The 18,496-nt window shown below is 50.5% G+C and carries 11 protein-coding genes, 4 tRNA genes and 3 rRNA genes; 3 read left to right on the top strand and 15 right to left on the bottom strand.

The genetic code is table 11. The features are described 5' to 3' along the window. Window positions 1-71: 71 nt before the first annotated feature. Window positions 72-815, bottom strand: coding sequence for a methyltransferase domain-containing protein (locus tag PGW97_RS12910; RefSeq protein ID WP_273857460.1), 744 nt, complete (start codon window positions 813-815; stop codon window positions 72-74). 59 nt (window positions 816-874) lie between these two features. On the opposite strand from PGW97_RS12910, the gene gloB reads away from it, so the two are divergent. The 3 genes from gloB to PGW97_RS12925 all read left to right on the top strand — a co-directional run bounded on the left by gloB (window position 875) and on the right by PGW97_RS12925 (window position 3,952). Then, window positions 875-1,633, top strand: coding sequence for a hydroxyacylglutathione hydrolase (gloB, locus tag PGW97_RS12915; RefSeq protein WP_273857461.1), 759 nt, complete (start codon window positions 875-877; stop codon window positions 1,631-1,633). Between the two features lie 70 nt (window positions 1,634-1,703). Continuing rightward, window positions 1,704-3,266 carry a lytic transglycosylase gene (locus PGW97_RS12920; RefSeq protein WP_273857462.1) on the top strand — a complete coding sequence of 521 codons (1,563 nt, stop codon included), beginning with the start codon at window positions 1,704-1,706 and terminating at the stop codon, window positions 3,264-3,266. Next, entirely contained in the window at window positions 3,263-3,952 is a 690-nt protein-coding gene (locus tag PGW97_RS12925; RefSeq protein ID WP_273857463.1) for a YIP1 family protein, read from the top strand. Before PGW97_RS12920 ends, PGW97_RS12925 begins: the two co-directional genes overlap by 4 nt. On the opposite strand, the gene PGW97_RS12930 is transcribed toward PGW97_RS12925, so the two are convergent. The 14 genes from PGW97_RS12930 to PGW97_RS12995 all read right to left on the bottom strand — a co-directional run bounded on the left by PGW97_RS12930 (window position 3,939) and on the right by PGW97_RS12995 (window position 18,496). Further along, window positions 3,939-4,784: an endonuclease/exonuclease/phosphatase family protein gene (locus PGW97_RS12930; protein ID WP_273857464.1), complete on the bottom strand. Its 846-nt coding sequence runs from the start codon at window positions 4,782-4,784 to the stop codon at window positions 3,939-3,941. The genes PGW97_RS12925 and PGW97_RS12930 overlap by 14 nt on opposite strands. A 61-nt stretch (window positions 4,785-4,845) precedes the next feature. After that, window positions 4,846-5,181, bottom strand: coding sequence for a DUF1904 domain-containing protein (locus tag PGW97_RS12935; RefSeq protein WP_273857465.1), 336 nt, complete (start codon window positions 5,179-5,181; stop codon window positions 4,846-4,848). Between the two features lie 873 nt (window positions 5,182-6,054). Next, window positions 6,055-6,131: transfer RNA gene (locus PGW97_RS12940), tRNA-Trp, on the bottom strand. Window positions 6,132-6,234: 103 nt separating this feature from the next. Next, window positions 6,235-6,311, bottom strand: a tRNA-Asp gene (locus PGW97_RS12945). Between the two features lie 43 nt (window positions 6,312-6,354). Beyond that, a 5S ribosomal RNA gene (gene rrf / locus PGW97_RS12950) occupies window positions 6,355-6,470 on the bottom strand. A 116-nt stretch (window positions 6,471-6,586) separates the two neighbouring features. Continuing rightward, a 23S ribosomal RNA gene (locus tag PGW97_RS12955) occupies window positions 6,587-9,478 on the bottom strand. Window positions 9,479-9,745: 267 nt separating this feature from the next. Then, window positions 9,746-9,821 (bottom strand) — tRNA-Ala (locus PGW97_RS12960). 40 nt (window positions 9,822-9,861) lie between these two features. After that, window positions 9,862-9,938, bottom strand: a tRNA-Ile gene (locus tag PGW97_RS12965). A 70-nt stretch (window positions 9,939-10,008) separates the two neighbouring features. Continuing rightward, window positions 10,009-11,560, bottom strand: a 16S ribosomal RNA gene (locus tag PGW97_RS12970). The 16S, 23S and 5S rRNA genes sit together here with 4 tRNA genes alongside, the layout of an rRNA operon. Window positions 11,561-11,916: 356 nt before the next feature. Continuing rightward, window positions 11,917-13,740: an extracellular solute-binding protein gene (locus tag PGW97_RS12975; protein WP_273857466.1), complete on the bottom strand. Its 1,824-nt coding sequence runs from the start codon at window positions 13,738-13,740 to the stop codon at window positions 11,917-11,919. A gap of 94 nt (window positions 13,741-13,834) precedes the next feature. After that, complete coding sequence (locus PGW97_RS12980) at window positions 13,835-14,671, bottom strand: ABC transporter ATP-binding protein (protein WP_084712411.1); 837 nt, start codon at window positions 14,669-14,671, stop codon at window positions 13,835-13,837. 29 nt (window positions 14,672-14,700) lie between these two features. Then, the gene (locus tag PGW97_RS12985) at window positions 14,701-15,567 is read right to left on the bottom strand and encodes an ABC transporter ATP-binding protein (RefSeq protein WP_273857467.1); all 867 of its coding nucleotides are present in this window, start codon (window positions 15,565-15,567) and stop codon (window positions 14,701-14,703) included. 11 nt (window positions 15,568-15,578) lie between these two features. After that, a complete protein-coding gene (locus PGW97_RS12990) occupies window positions 15,579-17,414 on the bottom strand; it encodes an extracellular solute-binding protein (RefSeq protein WP_273857468.1) in 1,836 nt (611 codons plus the stop codon). Window positions 17,415-17,452: 38 nt separating this feature from the next. After that, window positions 17,453-18,496 (bottom strand): ABC transporter permease subunit, encoded by a 1,044-nt coding sequence (locus tag PGW97_RS12995; protein ID WP_217392018.1) that lies wholly within the window; start codon window positions 18,494-18,496, stop codon window positions 17,453-17,455.

Genomic DNA, 18,496 nt, shown 5'->3' on the forward strand with positions numbered 1-18,496 from the left:
GATATAAGGCGGCAATCGGGCCGCCTCTGTTAATTTGGAAATCGGTGTTTTTGGGTAGTGCCGTGTTATTGTTAACACTGCCGCTTTGAACTGGCCTTCGTTCGACAGTTCATCCCCAACGGTGCCAACTGCCGTCGCACTTTCCAGGTCGGCTTAATCGGTTTGAGGGGCACAGTACGCTTACGAGCCACAATCAGATACATGCTGCCGATACCGGCGCAGCTTTCAGATAACATCCCCTCCATCCAGGCAGAGCAAGCCTGATGATGAGTGGCCGGTAAAATGGCAAAGTTTTCATGAAAAACCACTTCGTAATTCAGCACACTCAGCCAGTCTTTGATCCGCATCGGCATAAACATTCTCCCCTTCCAGGGATAACGCTTGCGATTCCAGGGCAATAATACCCGCAGCCCCACCACGCTGATTGGGTTCGTGCCACTGAGCAGCAGATAACCGTCATCCATGGTCACTCTGTCGATTTCTCGCAGCAAACGGTGAGGATCCGAGCAATAATCAAGCTGATGGGCAATCAGGCAAACGTCAAAGGCTTTTTCGACAAATGGTAATGCAAACGGGTCAGCCACGACGTTATGCAGTGGATTGAACTTGTCGATGCAAATTTGGTGCTGGATGTTACAATGGCCACTGGCTAATTCACAACTTAGCCCGCCCAGCTTCAACATGTGGTAGCCAAACAACTTAGGCCACCATTCGTCCAGCTGGGCCTGAAGCAACTCAGCGGCCCATTCGCCATTAACGACCTGCGACCAGGTATGGGGTGGATCGATGTGTTTTAATATGCGGGCTGGCTTCATAAGCGACACCAAACTCAATCCATGCTCAACAAAACAGAAACAGGCCGGAGAACAACATCATGCTGACAGTAAAAAGCATACCTGCATTCAATGATAATTACATCTGGCTGATTCACAGTCCGGATAACCATTGTGTAGTGGTTGATCCCGGCGAGGCCGCTCCGGTTCTCAAGGTGCTGGAAGAAGAACAAATGCATCTGGATGCCATTCTGATCACCCACCACCACCACGACCACGTCGGTGGTCTTAGCGAGTTGAAGCGTCGTTATCCAAATATAAACATAGTTGCACCGGCTGACGAGCCCATTCCGGCAATTTCCCGTTCGGTTGAAGACGGGGATCAGGTCGAAATTTTCGGTGAACGCTTTATGGTCCTGGGTGTACCGGGGCACACTGCCGGTCATGTCGCCTATGTCGGAGACGGCAAACTGTTTTGCGGTGACACGCTGTTTTCGGCTGGATGTGGCCGCCTGTTCGAAGGCACGCCAGAGCAAATGTTCCATTCCCTGCAAAAACTGGCCGCCTTACCGGACGAAACAGAAGTCTACTGCGCCCACGAATACACCAGCAGCAACCTGGCCTTTGCCCTGGTAGCCGAGCAGGATAACCCCCATCTGCAACGTTACCGCGAAGAAGTCAGCCGCTTGCGTGCCCAGGGAATCAGCACGATTCCGAGCACTCTGAAACAGGAAAAACTGATTAATCCTTTCCTGCGCTGCGATCAGCCAAGCATCAAAAAATCCGTTGCAAACAAAGCGACGGGCAACAGCGATGTTGAAACCTTTGCCGCGCTGCGTCGTTGGAAGGACGAATTTTGACATCTGTCACTTGTCACTGAGGTGGTAGGACAAGTATCATTTCCAGCTATTTTGGCTATGGGCTGGACACATGAAATCCCGAATTTTTTTGGCAAGTGCGCTATTACTGGCTGGTTGCCAAATTACTAAAACGACAGATACAGTAGAAGAAACGACAAACACAACCCCCCTTAACCCGTCTGCGGCCCAGGTTGCTACCAAACCAACAATAAAGGCAACGCCGCAGAATGTCCCGCCAGTCGTGACCGTGACACCGCAGGAACAAGACGATGTCTGGAAGCGGATCAGTATGCAGATGTCTCTCGAGATACCTGAAAACCAACGCGTTAATTACTACCGCAACTGGTACCGCCGCTACCCGGGTCACCTTCAAGTTGTCGCACAACGTGCCGAGCCCTTCCTGTACCTGATCACCGAAGAAATTGAAAAACGTAACCTCCCTCTGGAACTCGCGTTACTCCCTATCGTAGAAAGCTCTTTCGATCAGTTTGCCTACTCACACGGGCATGCGGCCGGGCTGTGGCAGATCACTCAGCCGACAGGACGCACCTTCGGACTAAAACAGGACTGGTGGTATGACGGCCGCCGTGACGTGGTGGAATCAACCCGTGCGGCTCTGGACTTACTGACGTACCTGAACCGCAAATTCGATGGGAACTGGCTTCATGCTCTGGCAGCCTACAATACTGGCGAAGGCCGGGTTTTCCGAGCCATCAGCCAAAACCAGGCTGCAGGCAAGCCTACGGATTTCTGGTCGCTGAATCTGCCTGAAGAAACCAGTGGCTACGTACCGAAACTGCTGGCTGTCGCCGATGTGATCCGTAATCACGAAAAATACGGTCTCGACATTCCGGTAATCGCTAATAAACCGGCGGTGAAACTGGTAAAACCTGGCACTCAGATGGACTTGGCGATGGCGGCATCCTTTGCCGGTGTCAGTGTAGAAACACTGCAAAGCCTTAATCCCGGCTACAACCACTGGGCAACCGCTCCAGATGGCCCAAGTCACCTCCTGCTTCCGATTAATAAAGTTGATGGATTCAACACCACATTTGCCAAAAATGGTCGTCGTGGCATGAAGGTCATTCGTTACCAGGTTAAATCCGGTGACAGCCTGAGTGCGCTCGCCAAAAAACACCGAACCACGACTAAACAGATTCAACGTGCCAACAACATGACCGGTACCAATATCCGAGTTGGTCGCCACCTGCTGATTCCGGTTGCCTCACAGGGGCCGGACGCTCCGGCGGTAAGTCTGGCCCGGAAAAACCAGGCGACCCACGGAAACGGCTATCGCACCAGCTACACCGTCCGCTCTGGTGACAGCCTGTGGAGTATTGCACGCAGCAATAATGTCTCGGTGAAAGATATCCAGAAATGGAATGATATTACCCAGCGCAAACCGCTGCGTATCGGACAAAAGCTCACCTTGTGGAAAGACAAAGACACCAGCAATGCTTTGCGAACCGTCTATTATGAAGTGCAGTCTGGCGATAACCTGAGCACCATTGCTAAACGCTACAATGTGAAAGTAGCTGATGTAGTGAAATGGAATCAAATCGGCAGTCAAAAATACCTGAAGCCGGGACAAAAACTGAAACTGTACATTGATGTCACTAAGGTAAGTGCATGACACCGTCATCCAATCCGTTTATTGCCGTTGTGGATGCATTCCGCTCACCAATTGAATGCTTTGCAGCCATCCACGAACGTCCAAAGTGGGCGTTTGTACCGTATCTGCTGATTATTCTCGGCCCGTTTTTCTTCTGGGGAGCGTACTTTAATCATGTGGATCTGCCCTGGCTGCAGCAAACGCTGATGTCTCAGCTCGGTAATGTGGAACAAGAAGTCCAGGAAGCCTGGCTCAGTAAAGAAGTACTGCTGGCTGGTGAAGTATTCAGTGATGTGATTGGCCGTACCGCAGCGCTGTTTGTGCTGGCTCTGTGGCTGAACCTGTCAACCAAAAGCAGCACTTATACCCACAGCTTCGGCAAATGGTTGGCCGCGGCCTGCTTTATCATGTTACCGGCTGTCATTGGTGATTTAGCCAGTTACCTGAATGCTGTCTTTAACACCAGCCAGATTCTGCCGAATGCAGCGGATCTGAATAGCCTTAATGGCCTGCTGAAACTCCCTCTCAACAGCCCATGGTCGCCATTTACCACGACGATACCGTTACTGATGCCTTGGTATATTGCACTGAGCTATGCCGTTGTCAGTGCCTGGACCGATTACGACCGGGCTAAATGCATTATTGTTGCCGCCCTGCCTTGGCTAATGACACTGCTGATCTGGCCATTGCTGATTATTGCAGCCTGAATCTGGCAATGATCGGATTGTGATCTGAGGCATCCGTTACGGGTGCCTCTGCATTTACCAGACGAACCCCGCGATAATACAGATGATCCAATGGCTTACCGAACACCTTGATTCGACGATCCCGCTCAAGCACCACGTCTTTCAGACCCAAACTTTGCGCAAAATGCTCTACCACCTCAACCCGAGCCTGACGCCAGGTATTAAAATCTCCCGCCAGAATGATTGGGCCAATGTGCTTGTCCAGCACCTTCTTTAAGGTATTGAATTGCTCTTTGTACTCTTCAAGCCCAAGCGCGAAATTCACCCCGTGCAGGTTCACCACAGCCAATGTCTGTCCATCCGACAGCACAAACTCAGACAATAATGCAGATTTCGGCAGACGCAGCCAGGGCTCCATAGCCAGATAGGCGCAGGTCGTCTTGGCATTGACACTGGAAAGGTTCATTACGCCAGCCGGGGTATTCAAAAACTTGAACGCATTGGCCATCCGGACTTTCCATTCGGTGTCATCCAGATAATCTTTCAAGCCGGGCGTCAGGCTGGCTTCCTGCAAAAGCACCAGCTGACTGTGCGCAGAGAATTGCGCCAACGCCTCACGCCAGTTTTCTTTCTGCTGTTTATAGATATTCCAGACCGATACAGAGAATTCCCCCTGCTGATCCAAAGGCAGAGCCACTTCACTATGAACGCAGCTATACGAAAATTGCGGAGCCAGCACATTTGCACTGACCTCCGGAACATCCGAAACATCAAATGACCAGTTGAAGGCACTGATCCCCAACGCTCCTGCGACCGCACCTAATCCTGCAACAACCTTGGTATAGCGTGACATTGACCCTACCTAAAAACGACTTCAGCCCCGAAAGGAAAACGGCCCAAAGGCCGTTGATAACTCAATAATGACTGCCGTTGTCATAATACGCCGACGGTGTCAGCACCGTAAAAATCACCGCAACATCCAGTTCCGGATCTTCAAGTTCAGCCCGCACCGCAGCGGTAATACTTTGAGCAACTTTATCCTGAACATCCTGGCCCCGGTCAAACCACAGTACTTCGACAAACGGATAAGCATCAGACACTTCCCCGTCAAAAATGAACGTGGTAGAAATATGCTCCAGCGTAAAATCTTCACGAGGGCACACCATTAAAGGCTCCAGTTCATCAACCAGCTTGGTCGACAACGATTTTACGTGATCAAACTCAACGGCTCTGAATCGTAGGTGTGGCATAGCGTCTCCCTTCAAGCGGTGTTTTCTGACAGTTTAAGCTACTCACCTACTGTCAGAGAAGTATCAAACCTCGAACCACCACTCATAATGTGCTCATTAAAAGCGCCAAGTTTGCCGTGCGATTCAGCAAAAGTCTATGCCTTTTCTTTTCACCAATTTGGCTTCTATCCGTCACGAGATCTCTCACTTTTAAAGAAAACCTTACAATTTTGAGGGTTAGGTTAGCCATCAGCCAGTCATAACACTGACTTTTATCATCACATCTTTATATCTCAGTTGGGGAAAATCACGATCTTCGAGGTGTATGCTTCATTGAGACGCAGCCTCCTTAAGACACGGCATTATTTAGGCAAGAGTGGTAAGCACCAACGAATCAGATCCCCAGCATTTTTTCGGGGATGCCTAGTCTGAGGCTTCGGAAGTGGTAGGGGGAGAGGTTAATCCGGGCTGGCGATCCAGCATCCAATACACACTGTTTATTAATTACAGGAGAATCGGCGGCTCTTTTTTCCTAGGAGGTAAAATGCAAAAAATCCCCAGCATGTCTTCGGGGACGCCTTGTCTGAGGCTTCGAAAGTGGCAGGGGTGGAGAGATTAGACCGGGCTGGTGCTCCAGCTTCCAATATGCACTGTTTATTAATTTCAAGGGAATCGGCGGCTCTTTCCATAAAGCTAGAAACGAAAAAAGCACTAGCATTTCTTCGGGGGCGCCTTGTCTAAGGCTTCGAAAATGGCAGGAGTGAAGAGATTAGGCCTGGCTGGCGAATCCAGCTTCCAATACGCACTGTTTATTAATTTCAGGAGAATCGGCGGCTCTTTCCTAGGAGGTAAAAATGCAAAAAAGCCCCAGCATTTCTGCTGAGGCTTAGATAGTGGCAGGGGTGGAGAGATTCGAACTCCCAACACGCGGATTTGGAATCCGCTGCTCTGCCAATTGGAGCTACACCCCTGTAGTTATTTTTAAGACTTAACTTTGTCTGAATAAGTGGCGGAACGGCCGGGCTGGCTATCCAGCGGGACTCATTCGACCGAAGGGCGAACCCTTCAAATAAGTGGCGGAGCGGACGGGACTCGAACCCGCGACCCCCGGCGTGACAGGCCGGTATTCTAACCAACTGAACTACCGCTCCACTCAGGATTAACGTTTGTTCAGAACGCTACCCTAAATTGGGTGCCTGGCGATGTCCTACTCTCACATGGGGAGACCCCACACTACCATCGGCGCTGCTGCGTTTCACGTCTGAGTTCGGCATGGGATCAGGTGGGTCCACAGCGCTATGGTCGCCAGGCAAATTCTTTGATTCACCGCCCGCAGGCCGCAAATCACAATCTTGGAAAAAACTGACTAAAGTTCAAGCACATCATTCAAGTGCTCGTGGAGTCCGTAAAACCCCTTGGGTGTTGTATGGTTAAGCCGCACGGGCAATTAGTACAGGTTAGCTCAACGCCTCACAGCGCTTACACACCCTGCCTATCAACGTTCTAGTCTCGAACAACCCTTCAGAGAGCTTAAAGCTCTGGGGATGACTCATCTTGAGGCTCGCTTCCCGCTTAGATGCTTTCAGCGGTTATCGATTCCGAACTTAGCTACCGGGCAATGCGTCTGGCGACACAACCCGAACACCAGAGGTTCGTCCACTCCGGTCCTCTCGTACTAGGAGCAGCCCCTCTCAATCATCCAACGCCCACGGCAGATAGGGACCGAACTGTCTCACGACGTTCTAAACCCAGCTCGCGTACCACTTTAAATGGCGAACAGCCATACCCTTGGGACCGACTTCAGCCCCAGGATGTGATGAGCCGACATCGAGGTGCCAAACACCGCCGTCGATATGAACTCTTGGGCGGTATCAGCCTGTTATCCCCGGAGTACCTTTTATCCGTTGAGCGATGGCCCTTCCATTCAGAACCACCGGATCACTATGACCTGCTTTCGCACCTGCTCGAACCGTCATTCTCGCAGTCAAGCGGGCTTATGCCATTGCACTAACCTCACGATGTCCGACCGTGATTAGCCCACCTTCGTGCTCCTCCGTTACGCTTTGGGAGGAGACCGCCCCAGTCAAACTACCCACCAGGCACTGTCCGCACCCCCGATAAGGGGGCGACGTTAGAACATCAACACTACAAGGGTGGTATTTCAAGGACGGCTCCACAGATACTGGCGTACCTGCTTCGAAGCCTCCCACCTATCCTACACATGTAGGGTCAATGTTCAGTGCCAAGCTGTAGTAAAGGTTCACGGGGTCTTTCCGTCTAGCCGCGGGTACGCAGCATCTTCACTGCGATTTCAATTTCACTGAGTCTCGGGTGGAGACAGCGTGGCCATCATTACGCCATTCGTGCAGGTCGGAACTTACCCGACAAGGAATTTCGCTACCTTAGGACCGTTATAGTTACGGCCGCCGTTTACCGGGGCTTCGATCAAGAGCTTCTCCCTAAGGATAACCCCATCAATTAACCTTCCGGCACCGGGCAGGCGTCACACCGTATACGTCATCTTTCGATTTTGCACAGTGCTGTGTTTTTAATAAACAGTTGCAGCCACCTGGTATCTGCGACTGCCAGCAGCTCCAAGAGCAAGTCTCTTCACCGCCGGCAGCGTACCTTCTCCCGAAGTTACGGTACCATTTTGCCTAGTTCCTTCACCCGAGTTCTCTCAAGCGCCTTGGTATTCTCTACCCGACCACCTGTGTCGGTTTGGGGTACGATTTCTTGCTATCTGAAGCTTAGAGGCTTTTCCCGGAAGCATGGCATCAATGACTTCAGCACCGTGGTGCCTCGACATCGGGTCTCAGCCTTGAGATGGTCCGGATTTGCCTAAACCATCAGCCTACACCCTTGAACCTGGACAACCGTCGCCAGGCCCACCTAGCCTTCTCCGTCCCCCCATCGCAATAGCAAGAAGTACGGGAATATTAACCCGTTTCCCATCGACTACGCCTTTCGGCCTCGCCTTAGGGGTCGACTCACCCTGCCCCGATTAACGTTGGACAGGAACCCTTGGTCTTCCGGCGAGGAGGTTTTTCACCCCCTTTATCGTTACTCATGTCAGCATTCGCACTTCTGATACCTCCAGCGCCCCTTACAGGACACCTTCAGCGGCTTACAGAACGCTCCCCTACCCAATACGCTAATGCGCATTGCCGCAGCTTCGGTGTATCGCTTAGCCCCGTTAAATCTTCCGCGCAGGCCGACTCGACCAGTGAGCTATTACGCTTTCTTTAAATGATGGCTGCTTCTAAGCCAACATCCTGGCTGTCTGAGCCTTCCCACATCGTTTCCCACTTAGCGATAACTTTGGGACCTTAGCTGGCGGTCTGGGTTGTTTCCCTCTCCACGACGGACGTTAGCACCCGCCGTGTGTCTCCCGGATAGTACTTACTGGTATTCGGAGTTTGCAAAGGGTTGGTAAGTCGGGATGACCCCCTAGCCTTAACAGTGCTCTACCCCCAGTAGTATTCGTCCGAGGCGCTACCTAAATAGCTTTCGGGGAGAACCAGCTATCTCCGAGTTTGATTGGCCTTTCACCCCTAGCCACAAGTCATCCGCTAATTTTTCAACATTAGTCGGTTCGGTCCTCCAGTGCGTGTTACCGCACCTTCAACCTGCCCATGGCTAGATCACTCGGTTTCGGGTCTAATCCCAGCAACTGCACGCCCAGTTAAGACTCGGTTTCCCTACGGCTCCCCTATACGGTTAACCTTGCTACTGAAATTAAGTCGCTGACCCATTATACAAAAGGTACGCAGTCACAGGACAAAGCCTGCTCCTACTGCTTGTACGTACACGGTTTCAGGTTCTATTTCACTCCCCTCACAGGGGTTCTTTTCGCCTTTCCCTCACGGTACTGGTTCACTATCGGTCAGTCAGGAGTATTTAGCCTTGGAGGATGGTCCCCCCATCTTCAGACAAGATAACACGTGTCCCGTCCTACTCGTTTTCACGCCAAATGTGTTGTCGGCTACGGGGCTGTCACCCTGTATCGCTGAGCTTTCCAGCTCATTCGCCTGACACCTAAAGCGCTTAAGGGCTAATCCGGTTTCGCTCGCCGCTACTGCCGGAATCTCGGTTGATTTCTCTTCCTCGGGGTACTTAGATGTTTCAGTTCCCCCGGTTCGCCTCATCAAGCTATGTATTCACTTGATGATAACTGCTTATGCAGCTGGGTTTCCCCATTCGGAAATCGTAGACTCAAGTGGCTCTTACTGCCTCATCTACGCTTATCGCAAGTTAGTACGTCCTTCATCGCCTCTGACTGCCCAGGCATCCACCGTGTACGCTTAGTCACTTAACCATACAACCCCAAGAGGTTTCGTATGTTCAAACAACCAAGGTTTTTCCATCTGAGTTAAGATGGTTAGTTTGTTTTGCCGGACTCTTCTTACACAAGACACTTGAATGTGTATTGCTTGAGAACTCGTTTCTCTTTCGAGAAACAATAATTTCGATTCGTATGAATCGAATTACTAGTCAGCTTTCCAGATTGTTAAAGAGCATGTGTCGTTATCTCCAACGAGATAACACCACTGTTTAAAGATTCTCAGGGAAAACCCTTAAAGAGTGGTGGAGCTAAGCAGGATCGAACTGCTGACCTCCTGCGTGCAAGGCAGGCGCTCTCCCAGCTGAGCTATAGCCCCAACGTTTCCGATGCCTCACCAGCTTCCTTTGGGCAGGAAGTGGTGGGTCTGAGTGGACTTGAACCACCGACCTCACCCTTATCAGGGGTGCGCTCTAACCACCTGAGCTACAGACCCAGCATCGTTTCGCTCTTCACATTTTAACCAAGCAATCTGTGTGGACACTACGCAAAGCGCAGTCTTTAGGTAAGGAGGTGATCCAGCCCCAGGTTCCCCTAGGGCTACCTTGTTACGACTTCACCCCAGTCATGAACCACACCGTGGTAAACGCCCTCCCGAAGGTTAAGCTATCTACTTCTGGTGCAGCCCACTCCCATGGTGTGACGGGCGGTGTGTACAAGGCCCGGGAACGTATTCACCGTGGCATTCTGATCCACGATTACTAGCGATTCCGACTTCATGGAGTCGAGTTGCAGACTCCAATCCGGACTACGACATACTTTGTGGGATTCGCTCCACCTCGCGGTCTTGCTGCCCTCTGTATATGCCATTGTAGCACGTGTGTAGCCCTACTCGTAAGGGCCATGATGACTTGACGTCGTCCCCACCTTCCTCCGGTTTATCACCGGCAGTCTCCCTGGAGTTCCCACCCGAAGTGCTGGCAAACAAGGATAAGGGTTGCGCTCGTTGCGGGACTTAACCCAACATTTCACAACACGAGCTGACGACAGCCATGCAGCACCTGTCTCAGAGTTCCCGAAGGCACCAAAGCATCTCTGCTAAGTTCTCTGGATGTCAAGAGTAGGTAAGGTTCTTCGCGTTGCATCGAATTAAACCACATGCTCCACCGCTTGTGCGGGCCCCCGTCAATTCATTTGAGTTTTAATCTTGCGACCGTACTCCCCAGGCGGTCTACTTAACGCGTTAGCTCCGAAAGCCAGTGTTCAAGACACCAACCTCCAAGTAGACATCGTTTACGGCGTGGACTACCAGGGTATCTAATCCTGTTTGCTCCCCACGCTTTCGCATCTGAGCGTCAGTCTTTGTCCAGGGGGCCGCCTTCGCCACCGGTATTCCTTCAGATCTCTACGCATTTCACCGCTACACCTGAAATTCTACCCCCCTCTACAAGACTCTAGCCTGCCAGTTCCAAATGCGATTCCGAGGTTGAGCCCCGGGCTTTCACATCTGGCTTAACAAGCCGCCTGCATGCGCTTTACGCCCAGTAATTCCGATTAACGCTCGCACCCTCCGTATTACCGCGGCTGCTGGCACGGAGTTAGCCGGTGCTTCTTCTGCAGCTAACGTCAAACAATACCGCTATTAACGATACCGCCTTCCTCACTGCTGAAAGTGCTTTACAACCCGAAGGCCTTCTTCACACACGCGGCATGGCTGCATCAGGGTTTCCCCCATTGTGCAATATTCCCCACTGCTGCCTCCCGTAGGAGTCTGGACCGTGTCTCAGTTCCAGTGTGGCTGATCATCCTCTCAGACCAGCTAGGGATCGTCGCCTAGGTGAGCCGTTACCCCACCTACTAGCTAATCCCACCTGGGCCAATCTTAGCGCGAGAGGCCCGAAGGTCCCCCTCTTTGCTCCGTAGAGATTATGCGGTATTAGCCATCGTTTCCAATGGTTATCCCCCACACTAAGGCATGTTCCCAGGCATTACTCACCCGTCCGCCGCTCGCCGCCCAACAAATCGCCCGAAGGGTCAATGTTGTCGCTGCCGCTCGACTTGCATGTGTTAGGCCTGCCGCCAGCGTTCAATCTGAGCCATGATCAAACTCTTCAATTAAAGTTTTGGCTCGATGAATACTGAATTAAATTGACTGTGCCAAAATAACCGAAGTCATTTTGAATTGGTCACTCAGTTCATCGATAAATCTTTTTGACTATCAGTTCACGAGTGCCCACACAGATTGCATGGTCAAATTGTTAAAGAACTTTTCTTTCACGTCGCTGGCTTATCTCGCCGCGCTCCGTGTCAGTGAGGCGGGATTATAGAGACTTCCGCCACGCTGACAACCCCTAAAAACAGAAAAACGCAGAAAGCCAGTCCGTTCGATTAAAAATCAATCTACTTTGGGGTTTTTCGTATAAAAAAAGAAGACACCACATTGGGTGCCTTCCTTTGTACCGTTAGAAACAGCTTTATCTGGGCTTATATTGGGTATCCATGATAGTCACAGGTTCAAAGGTCTGTCCCTTTTTCATCGCCTTCTGTGTTTCTTTCTTCACATCAGCATCTATCCAGTACAGACCAAGATCGTATAACCCACTTATCGTCATGAGTTGCTCCATTTTCTTTTGCATCGGCTGGTCAGGGTATTTAATCCAGCGCCAGTACCCTTCCCGGGTATATGGTGCCATCACTCCTGGTACTATCACGTTTGCGTCATGGACTACCTGCTGAATCTCGCGCGACAAGGATTCTTTATCTTTGGTTGAAAAAACACTGCGGTATTTCATGATCAACTCATCGAGTTGCGGGGTACTGTAATTGGTAAAATTGTTGTTCTGCGGCTTATTCGCATTTTCACTATGGAAGTATTCCCAGTATTGTGGACGAGGTGCCGAGCCCATACTGTGGTAGGAAATTTCGTGCTTTTTCTCCAGGACATATTTGAACGCCGATGAGCCGTCGACCAGATTCAATGTCAGTTCAAGGCCCGCCGCTTTAGCCTGTTCTTTCAAATAAGCCAGTTGTGGTGTCATGACCTGATTACTGTAGGTGACAGCAAAACTCAGGCGCTGGCCCCTCGCATTCACCCGAATACCATCGGCTCCCACACGATCAAACCCCGCTTGTGTAAATGACGAGATTGCAGCCTGTGGATCATAAGGTAACGGTTTGAGGCTCTCATTAGTAAACGCTCCCAGACCGACTCCCAGCCCCTGAGGCTTACGACTAAAATCGCCTCGGAATACATTTTGGTTCAGGCCATCAATATCTAAAGCCAACGCAATCCCTTTTCGTACATTCCGATCACCCAGTTGAGGCTTGGCGGTATTCAGCCAAAAGCTACCCGCTCCGATTTCAGTCTGGTTATATCCCCAGAACTTATGAATGTACCCCTTTTGGAAAGGCGCTGAATTAGTTTTGTCATACCATAATTCCGGCCGCCCCAAAGCAAAGGCATCCAAATCGCCCTTTTCGAAATGCTTAAAGGCAATATCCTGATCGCGAATTACACGAATCCGAATTTTCTCCGGGTTATAGCGATGCTGATAATAGCGATTGCTATACCCCCACCACTCTTTCCCGGCATGTTCCATGGTGATGGATTTGCCTTTCTTGATGTCACCGACATGATAGGCCCCGAGTGTCGGCTCAGGCTTGAAGTTATAAAGGCGGACGAAGTTATCATCAACGCCATCCTGGTTTGCATCTTGATTTGGCTTATAGAAGTGTTCAGGCCGCGGTTTCAGACGATGACTGAAATAGAGTAAGTCTTCCTTATCCATTTCTTTGCCAAAAACAATTTCAATCGTATGGGCATCCAGAGCATTAATCTGATCAAACATTTCGGTATAAAAGGTGTTATACCATGGGTCAAAAATGTCTTTGGAACGATAAAACTTCAGCATGTAGCTAAAATCTGTTGCTTTCAGCGGTACGCCGTCTGACCATTTTGCTGCCGGATTCAGCTTCATATAAATGGTTTTATTGTCGTTACCAAAAGCCCAGTGCGTGGCAATGTCTGGAATCCAGGCCAAGCTGTCCGGGTGACGTTGCAGTAATTGCGGCTGACCGTCTAACAGCCAGGTGCGAAAACGACCATTTCCATCCGGTCCAACGGTTCTGAATGTTTGCGGAAAACTGTCGATTGAAGTACGAAATGTGCCGCCAAATTTGGCATCAGGGGAAGCAAACAAGGGTTCATGATTATTGGTTTGCCAGCTCACATCCGGTGGCAACGCGGCATCAGAAACCATCGGTATTAAAGACAGTGCCAACGTGATTACTTTCTTCATTTTTCGTCCTTGATAATCGTTTACCTGATCTACGTTCCATTAAGTATGGGCGAGCCAAAAACAAAGAAGCACTGCGAGGCAGTGCTTCTTGTGGTTAAGCTACTTGAGTCTTCTTTTCGGCTGGTCGCTTCTTCTTTCGATCCCTCGGGTGAGTGATCGGTATCGCGGAAAGCAGCGTCTTGGTGTAATCAGCCTGCGGATTGGCGTAAATGTCCTTCGATTCCCCCATCTCCACAATTTTGCCGAAATACATCACTGCCACCCGGTCAGAGATATGTTTAACAACCGACAGGTCATGGGAAATAAAGATAATCGCCAGATTCATTTCTTTCTGCAATTGCAACAGCAAATTGAGGATTTGAGCCTGTACCGACACGTCCAGAGCTGAAACAGACTCATCACAGATCAATAGCTTAGGTTTCAGCGCGATTGCCCGCGCAATACCAATACGCTGACGCTGGCCACCGGAGAACTCATGGGGGTAACGGTTCACCGCGTTTTCCGGCAAGCCGACTTTGACCAGTAGTTCTTTGACCCACAGCTGGCGCTCTGCCGGAGTTCCGATGTTATGGATAATATAAGGCTCTTCCAGAATCATTCCGATGGTATGACGCTGATTCAGCGACTCCATTGGATCCTGGAAAACAATCTGCAGATCTTTTCGCAACGGCCGCATTTCTTTGGTGGAGAGTCGGGTAATGTCCTGTCCCTCAAAGATAATCTTCCCGTCTGTCGGTTCGTACAGTTTAAGAATGGTACGTCCCAGGGTACTTTTACCGCAGCCTGATTCACCCACCAGCCCAAGGGTCTCGCCTCTTGAAACGGAAAACGACACGCCATCCACGGCTTTCACCGTGTAGCCTTTTTTGAAAATGCCTTTGCCAGAGACAAAATGCTGCTTGAGGTTTTCTATCCGTAATACTTCTGTCATAGCGTCCTCTTTCTCGACCTCAGCGATGATTACCCTTTGAACTCAGGGAATAAGGTGACATCAATCGGCTTAATTTCGATCGGCTGCTTAGGTTCATTGTCCAAGCTTGGCATCAGCCCCATCAAACGTTCGGTATAAGGGTGTTGCGGATTATCAAACAGATCAAACACGTCTGCATGCTCCACCACTTTACCGCCATACATCACCGCAACATCGTCACAAATTTCCGCAACAACCCCCAAATCATGGGTGATAAAAATCATCGACATCCCGGTTTCTTCCTGGAGCTCATTCATCAATTCCAGAATGGATGCCTGAACAGTCACATCGAGCGCTGTGGTCGGTTCATCACAGATAAGTATGTCAGGTTTACAAGCCAGTGCCATCGCAATCATGACGCGCTGCCGCATACCGCCGGATAAATTGTGCGGGTACTCTTTCAGTCGCTTGTCCGGCATCGGGATTTTGACTTTCTTGAGCATCTCCAGCGAATAGGCCGTGCGAGCCTGTTTGTCTAAATCCGGGCGATGCAGCTCCAGTACTTCATTTAGCTGACGACCGACAGTATGCACCGGATTCAGAGCTGTCATCGGATCCTGAAAAATCATTGAGATCCGATCGCCACGCATCGCGTACATTTCTTCCGGCGGAAGCGTTACCAGATCCGTACCGCGGTACAGGATCTGTCCCTTCGTTACTCGGCCATAGGGCTTTGGCAACAGCCCCATGATCGACATGGAGGTCACACTCTTACCACAACCGGATTCCCCCACCAGCCCCAGCGTCCGCCCTTTTCGCACATCAAAACAGACACCATGAAGGATCTTCACTACACCGTCATCGGTAGCGAACTCCGTTTCCAGATCGCGAACACTCAGAATTACATCATCTTGCATATCAACCGACCTTACAGCTTGTAGGTATCATCAATCACGGTCACCGGATCAAACGTCTGACCTTTATCCATTGCTGCCAGGGTTTCTTTTTTGACTTTCTCGTCAATCCAGAATGTCGCCAAATCCACAACCGAGAACATCACTTCAGTTTGCTTGGTCATCCCCGGCGTCGGGTATTTCATCCAGCGCCAGTAGGCTTCACGGGTATAAGGCACCATGTATCCCGGTACAATCAGGAACTCATCCGAGACCTTCTTCAGAATATCGTGTGAAATGTCCTGCTTCTTCGCCACGTCAAATTCGGCCAGATACGCATTGATCAGCTTGTCCATTTCCGGTGACTGGTAGTTCGTATGGTTATTGGTTTGTGGCTTGGCGTTGTCAGAATGGAGGTATTCCCAATATGCCGGAATCTCACCGCCACCCATGGTCAGGAATGCCAGCTGATGTTTTTTCTCCAGCACGTACTTGAACGCAGAAGACCCATCAACCAGGTTCAGCGTAAACTCCAGACCAGCCTGCTTGGCCTGTTCTTTGAGGTACGCGATACGCGGGGTATTCGGCTGGTAACCGTAAGTGATACCAAAACTCAGGCGCTCACCTTTGCTGTTCATCCGGATGCCGTCAGGGCCAATCTGGGTAAAGCCAGCCTGGTCAAAGTATTTCGCTGCCAGCTCAGGATCAAACTTAGGCGCTTTCACGTCAGGCAAATCATAGCCACCGTGCCCGCTTCCCAAACCGTGTGGTTTACGGACATAATCGCCGCGCAACACATTGGAAATCATGCCATCAAAGTCAGTCGCATACGTGATCCCGGCTCGAACATTCCGGTCATTCAGCAACGGCTGCGCAGTGTTCATCCACAGGCCGCCCGCGCCTTGCACCACCTGGTTATAGCCCCAGAACTTATCGATATAGCCATCTTTATAAGGCTGTGTATTGGTCTTGTCATGCCACAGGTTCGGCAAGATAACGCCAAATACGTCCAGGTTGCCCTTTTCGAAATGCTTCATCGCGATATCACTGTCGCGAATCACGGTAATACGCACTCTCTCCACATTGTAGCGGTGCTGGTAATAAGGATTGCCGTATCCCCACCAGTCCTGCCCGACATGCTTAAATGTCACGCTCTTGCCTTTCTCAACCTTGTCCATGAAGTATGGACCGGTAGTCGGCTCGCCTTTGAAATTGTAACGACGGACGAAGTTATCATCGATTCCGTCTTTGTTGTCATCTTTCTGCGGTTTAAAGAAATGCTCAGGACGAGGTTGGAGGCCATTGCTTGGCAGGTTGATTTGCACCATTAGCTCATCATGCGATTTTTTCACGGCAGATTTTATCGCAATGGTGTACTCATCAAACTTCACCACATCTTCGATTTTCTCTGTGAAAAAGTCGTTGTACCACGGGTCGATGATGTCTTTCGAACGGTAGTATTTCAGCATGAACAGGTAATCATCCGCGGTTACCTTCTCACCGTCAGACCACTTGGCTTTCGGGTTCAGCTTGAAGTAGACGGTCTGGTTGTCCTCATCAAACGCCCAGGACTCAGCCAGCTGAGGAATCCATTTACCGGTATTGGGATGGCGGGCGGCCAGTTTCGGTACCCCATCCATAAAATAATGGCGCAGGCCTGAGTTAGCATCCGGCCCCACGCTACGCAGAGTCTGCGGGAAGCTGGCCATGTAAGTACGCAACGTGCCGCCAAACTTCGCTTCTGGAGAAGCAAACAGCGGCTCGTTCATGTTCGAGATCCATTCCAGGTCGGCCGGCAAATCAGCGGCATAGGCTGAGTGTGTCAGCGCGGCCATGACCGCTAAGGCCGGAAAAGTGAACTTCATATTCATTGTTTTAATATCCTTATTCCAACAATTGCGGCAGACAATCAGACATACCGTGTGAATTTTTTCGGGTCAAACGCGGCCCGAATCGCTTCACCTATAAAGGTGACCATGACCAGTACCAGGACAATGGAGCTAACCACCGAGGTGACAATCCATGGCGAATCAAGATTAGCTTTGCCCTGCTGCAGCAACTCACCCCAGCTCGGCGTCGGCGGCATCAGCCCCAACCCTAGGTAATCCAGCGCCGTCAGGGCAGTAATATTCATCGCAATCGTGAACGGTGCCAGTGTCACAATCATAACCATAGTATTAGGCAAAATATGATTAAACAGGATCCGCGGGGTGGAAGCGCCCAGCGCTTTGGCCGCCATCACGTATTCACGGGCCGATTCCTTGTAGGTCATGGTTCGCATATACCAGGTGATCGAGAGCCAGCCGAACAGCACGTTAATCGCGACAAACAGCATGAAGGTTGGTTGAGTAATCGAGACCAGAATCATGATCACGTACAAGAAAGGCACCATTGACCACACTTCAATCAGGCGCTGAACGAACAGGTCGAACTTACCGCCGAAGAACCCCATCGCACAGCCCACCGCGGTCCCTATCGCATAAGAGATCACCATAGTCATCAGGGCAAAACCCATCGCGGTACGAAAGCCGTATACCAAACGCGCCAGGATATCGCGGCCAATCACATCGGTTCCCAGATAATGTTTATCAGCCGTGCTCGGCGGGTTAGGCGGATAATTACCAGAAAAATCCTGCTCGTACGGATTCCAGGGAACCAACGGCATAATAACGAAATTGTCGCCGCCTTCCTGGGCAAAGGTACTCTGCAACAGACGGTAGTCAGCTTCGCTGGAAGATGACTGACCGAATTCATGCCCCAGACGAACATCAGAAATGACTGGGAAACTGTATTGACCGTTATATTTCACCACCAGCGCTTTGCTGTTAATAAGCAACTCAGCAAACAGTGACAAAATTAACAGCACAGACAAAATTAAAAATGACCAGTACCCACGTTTTATTTCTTTGAAGCGTTTTATTTTTTTCAGTGTTAAAGGATTTAGATTCAACAT

It is taken from the genome of Photobacterium sp. GSS17, assembly GCF_028621875.1.
GTDB classification, from domain to species: domain Bacteria; phylum Pseudomonadota; class Gammaproteobacteria; order Enterobacterales; family Vibrionaceae; genus Photobacterium; species Photobacterium ganghwense.

Bases quoted from the DNA above. Each gene is read 5' to 3' on its own strand.
- PGW97_RS12910 (WP_273857460.1), bottom strand. From the start codon at position 815: ATGAAGCCAGCCCGCATATTAAAACACATCGATCCACCCCATACCTGG.
- gloB (WP_273857461.1), top strand. From the start codon at position 875: ATGCTGACAGTAAAAAGCATACCTGCATTCAATGATAATTACATCTGG.
- PGW97_RS12920 (WP_273857462.1), top strand. From the start codon at position 1,704: ATGAAATCCCGAATTTTTTTGGCAAGTGCGCTATTACTGGCTGGTTGC.
- PGW97_RS12925 (WP_273857463.1), top strand. From the start codon at position 3,263: ATGACACCGTCATCCAATCCGTTTATTGCCGTTGTGGATGCATTCCGC.
- PGW97_RS12930 (WP_273857464.1), bottom strand. From the start codon at position 4,784: ATGTCACGCTATACCAAGGTTGTTGCAGGATTAGGTGCGGTCGCAGGA.
- PGW97_RS12935 (WP_273857465.1), bottom strand. From the start codon at position 5,181: ATGCCACACCTACGATTCAGAGCCGTTGAGTTTGATCACGTAAAATCG.
- PGW97_RS12975 (WP_273857466.1), bottom strand. From the start codon at position 13,740: ATGAAGAAAGTAATCACGTTGGCACTGTCTTTAATACCGATGGTTTCT.
- PGW97_RS12980 (WP_084712411.1), bottom strand. From the start codon at position 14,671: ATGACAGAAGTATTACGGATAGAAAACCTCAAGCAGCATTTTGTCTCT.
- PGW97_RS12985 (WP_273857467.1), bottom strand. From the start codon at position 15,567: ATGCAAGATGATGTAATTCTGAGTGTTCGCGATCTGGAAACGGAGTTC.
- PGW97_RS12990 (WP_273857468.1), bottom strand. From the start codon at position 17,414: ATGAATATGAAGTTCACTTTTCCGGCCTTAGCGGTCATGGCCGCGCTG.
- PGW97_RS12995 (WP_217392018.1), bottom strand. From the start codon at position 18,496: ATGTTGAATCTAAATCCTTTAACACTGAAAAAAATAAAACGCTTCAAA.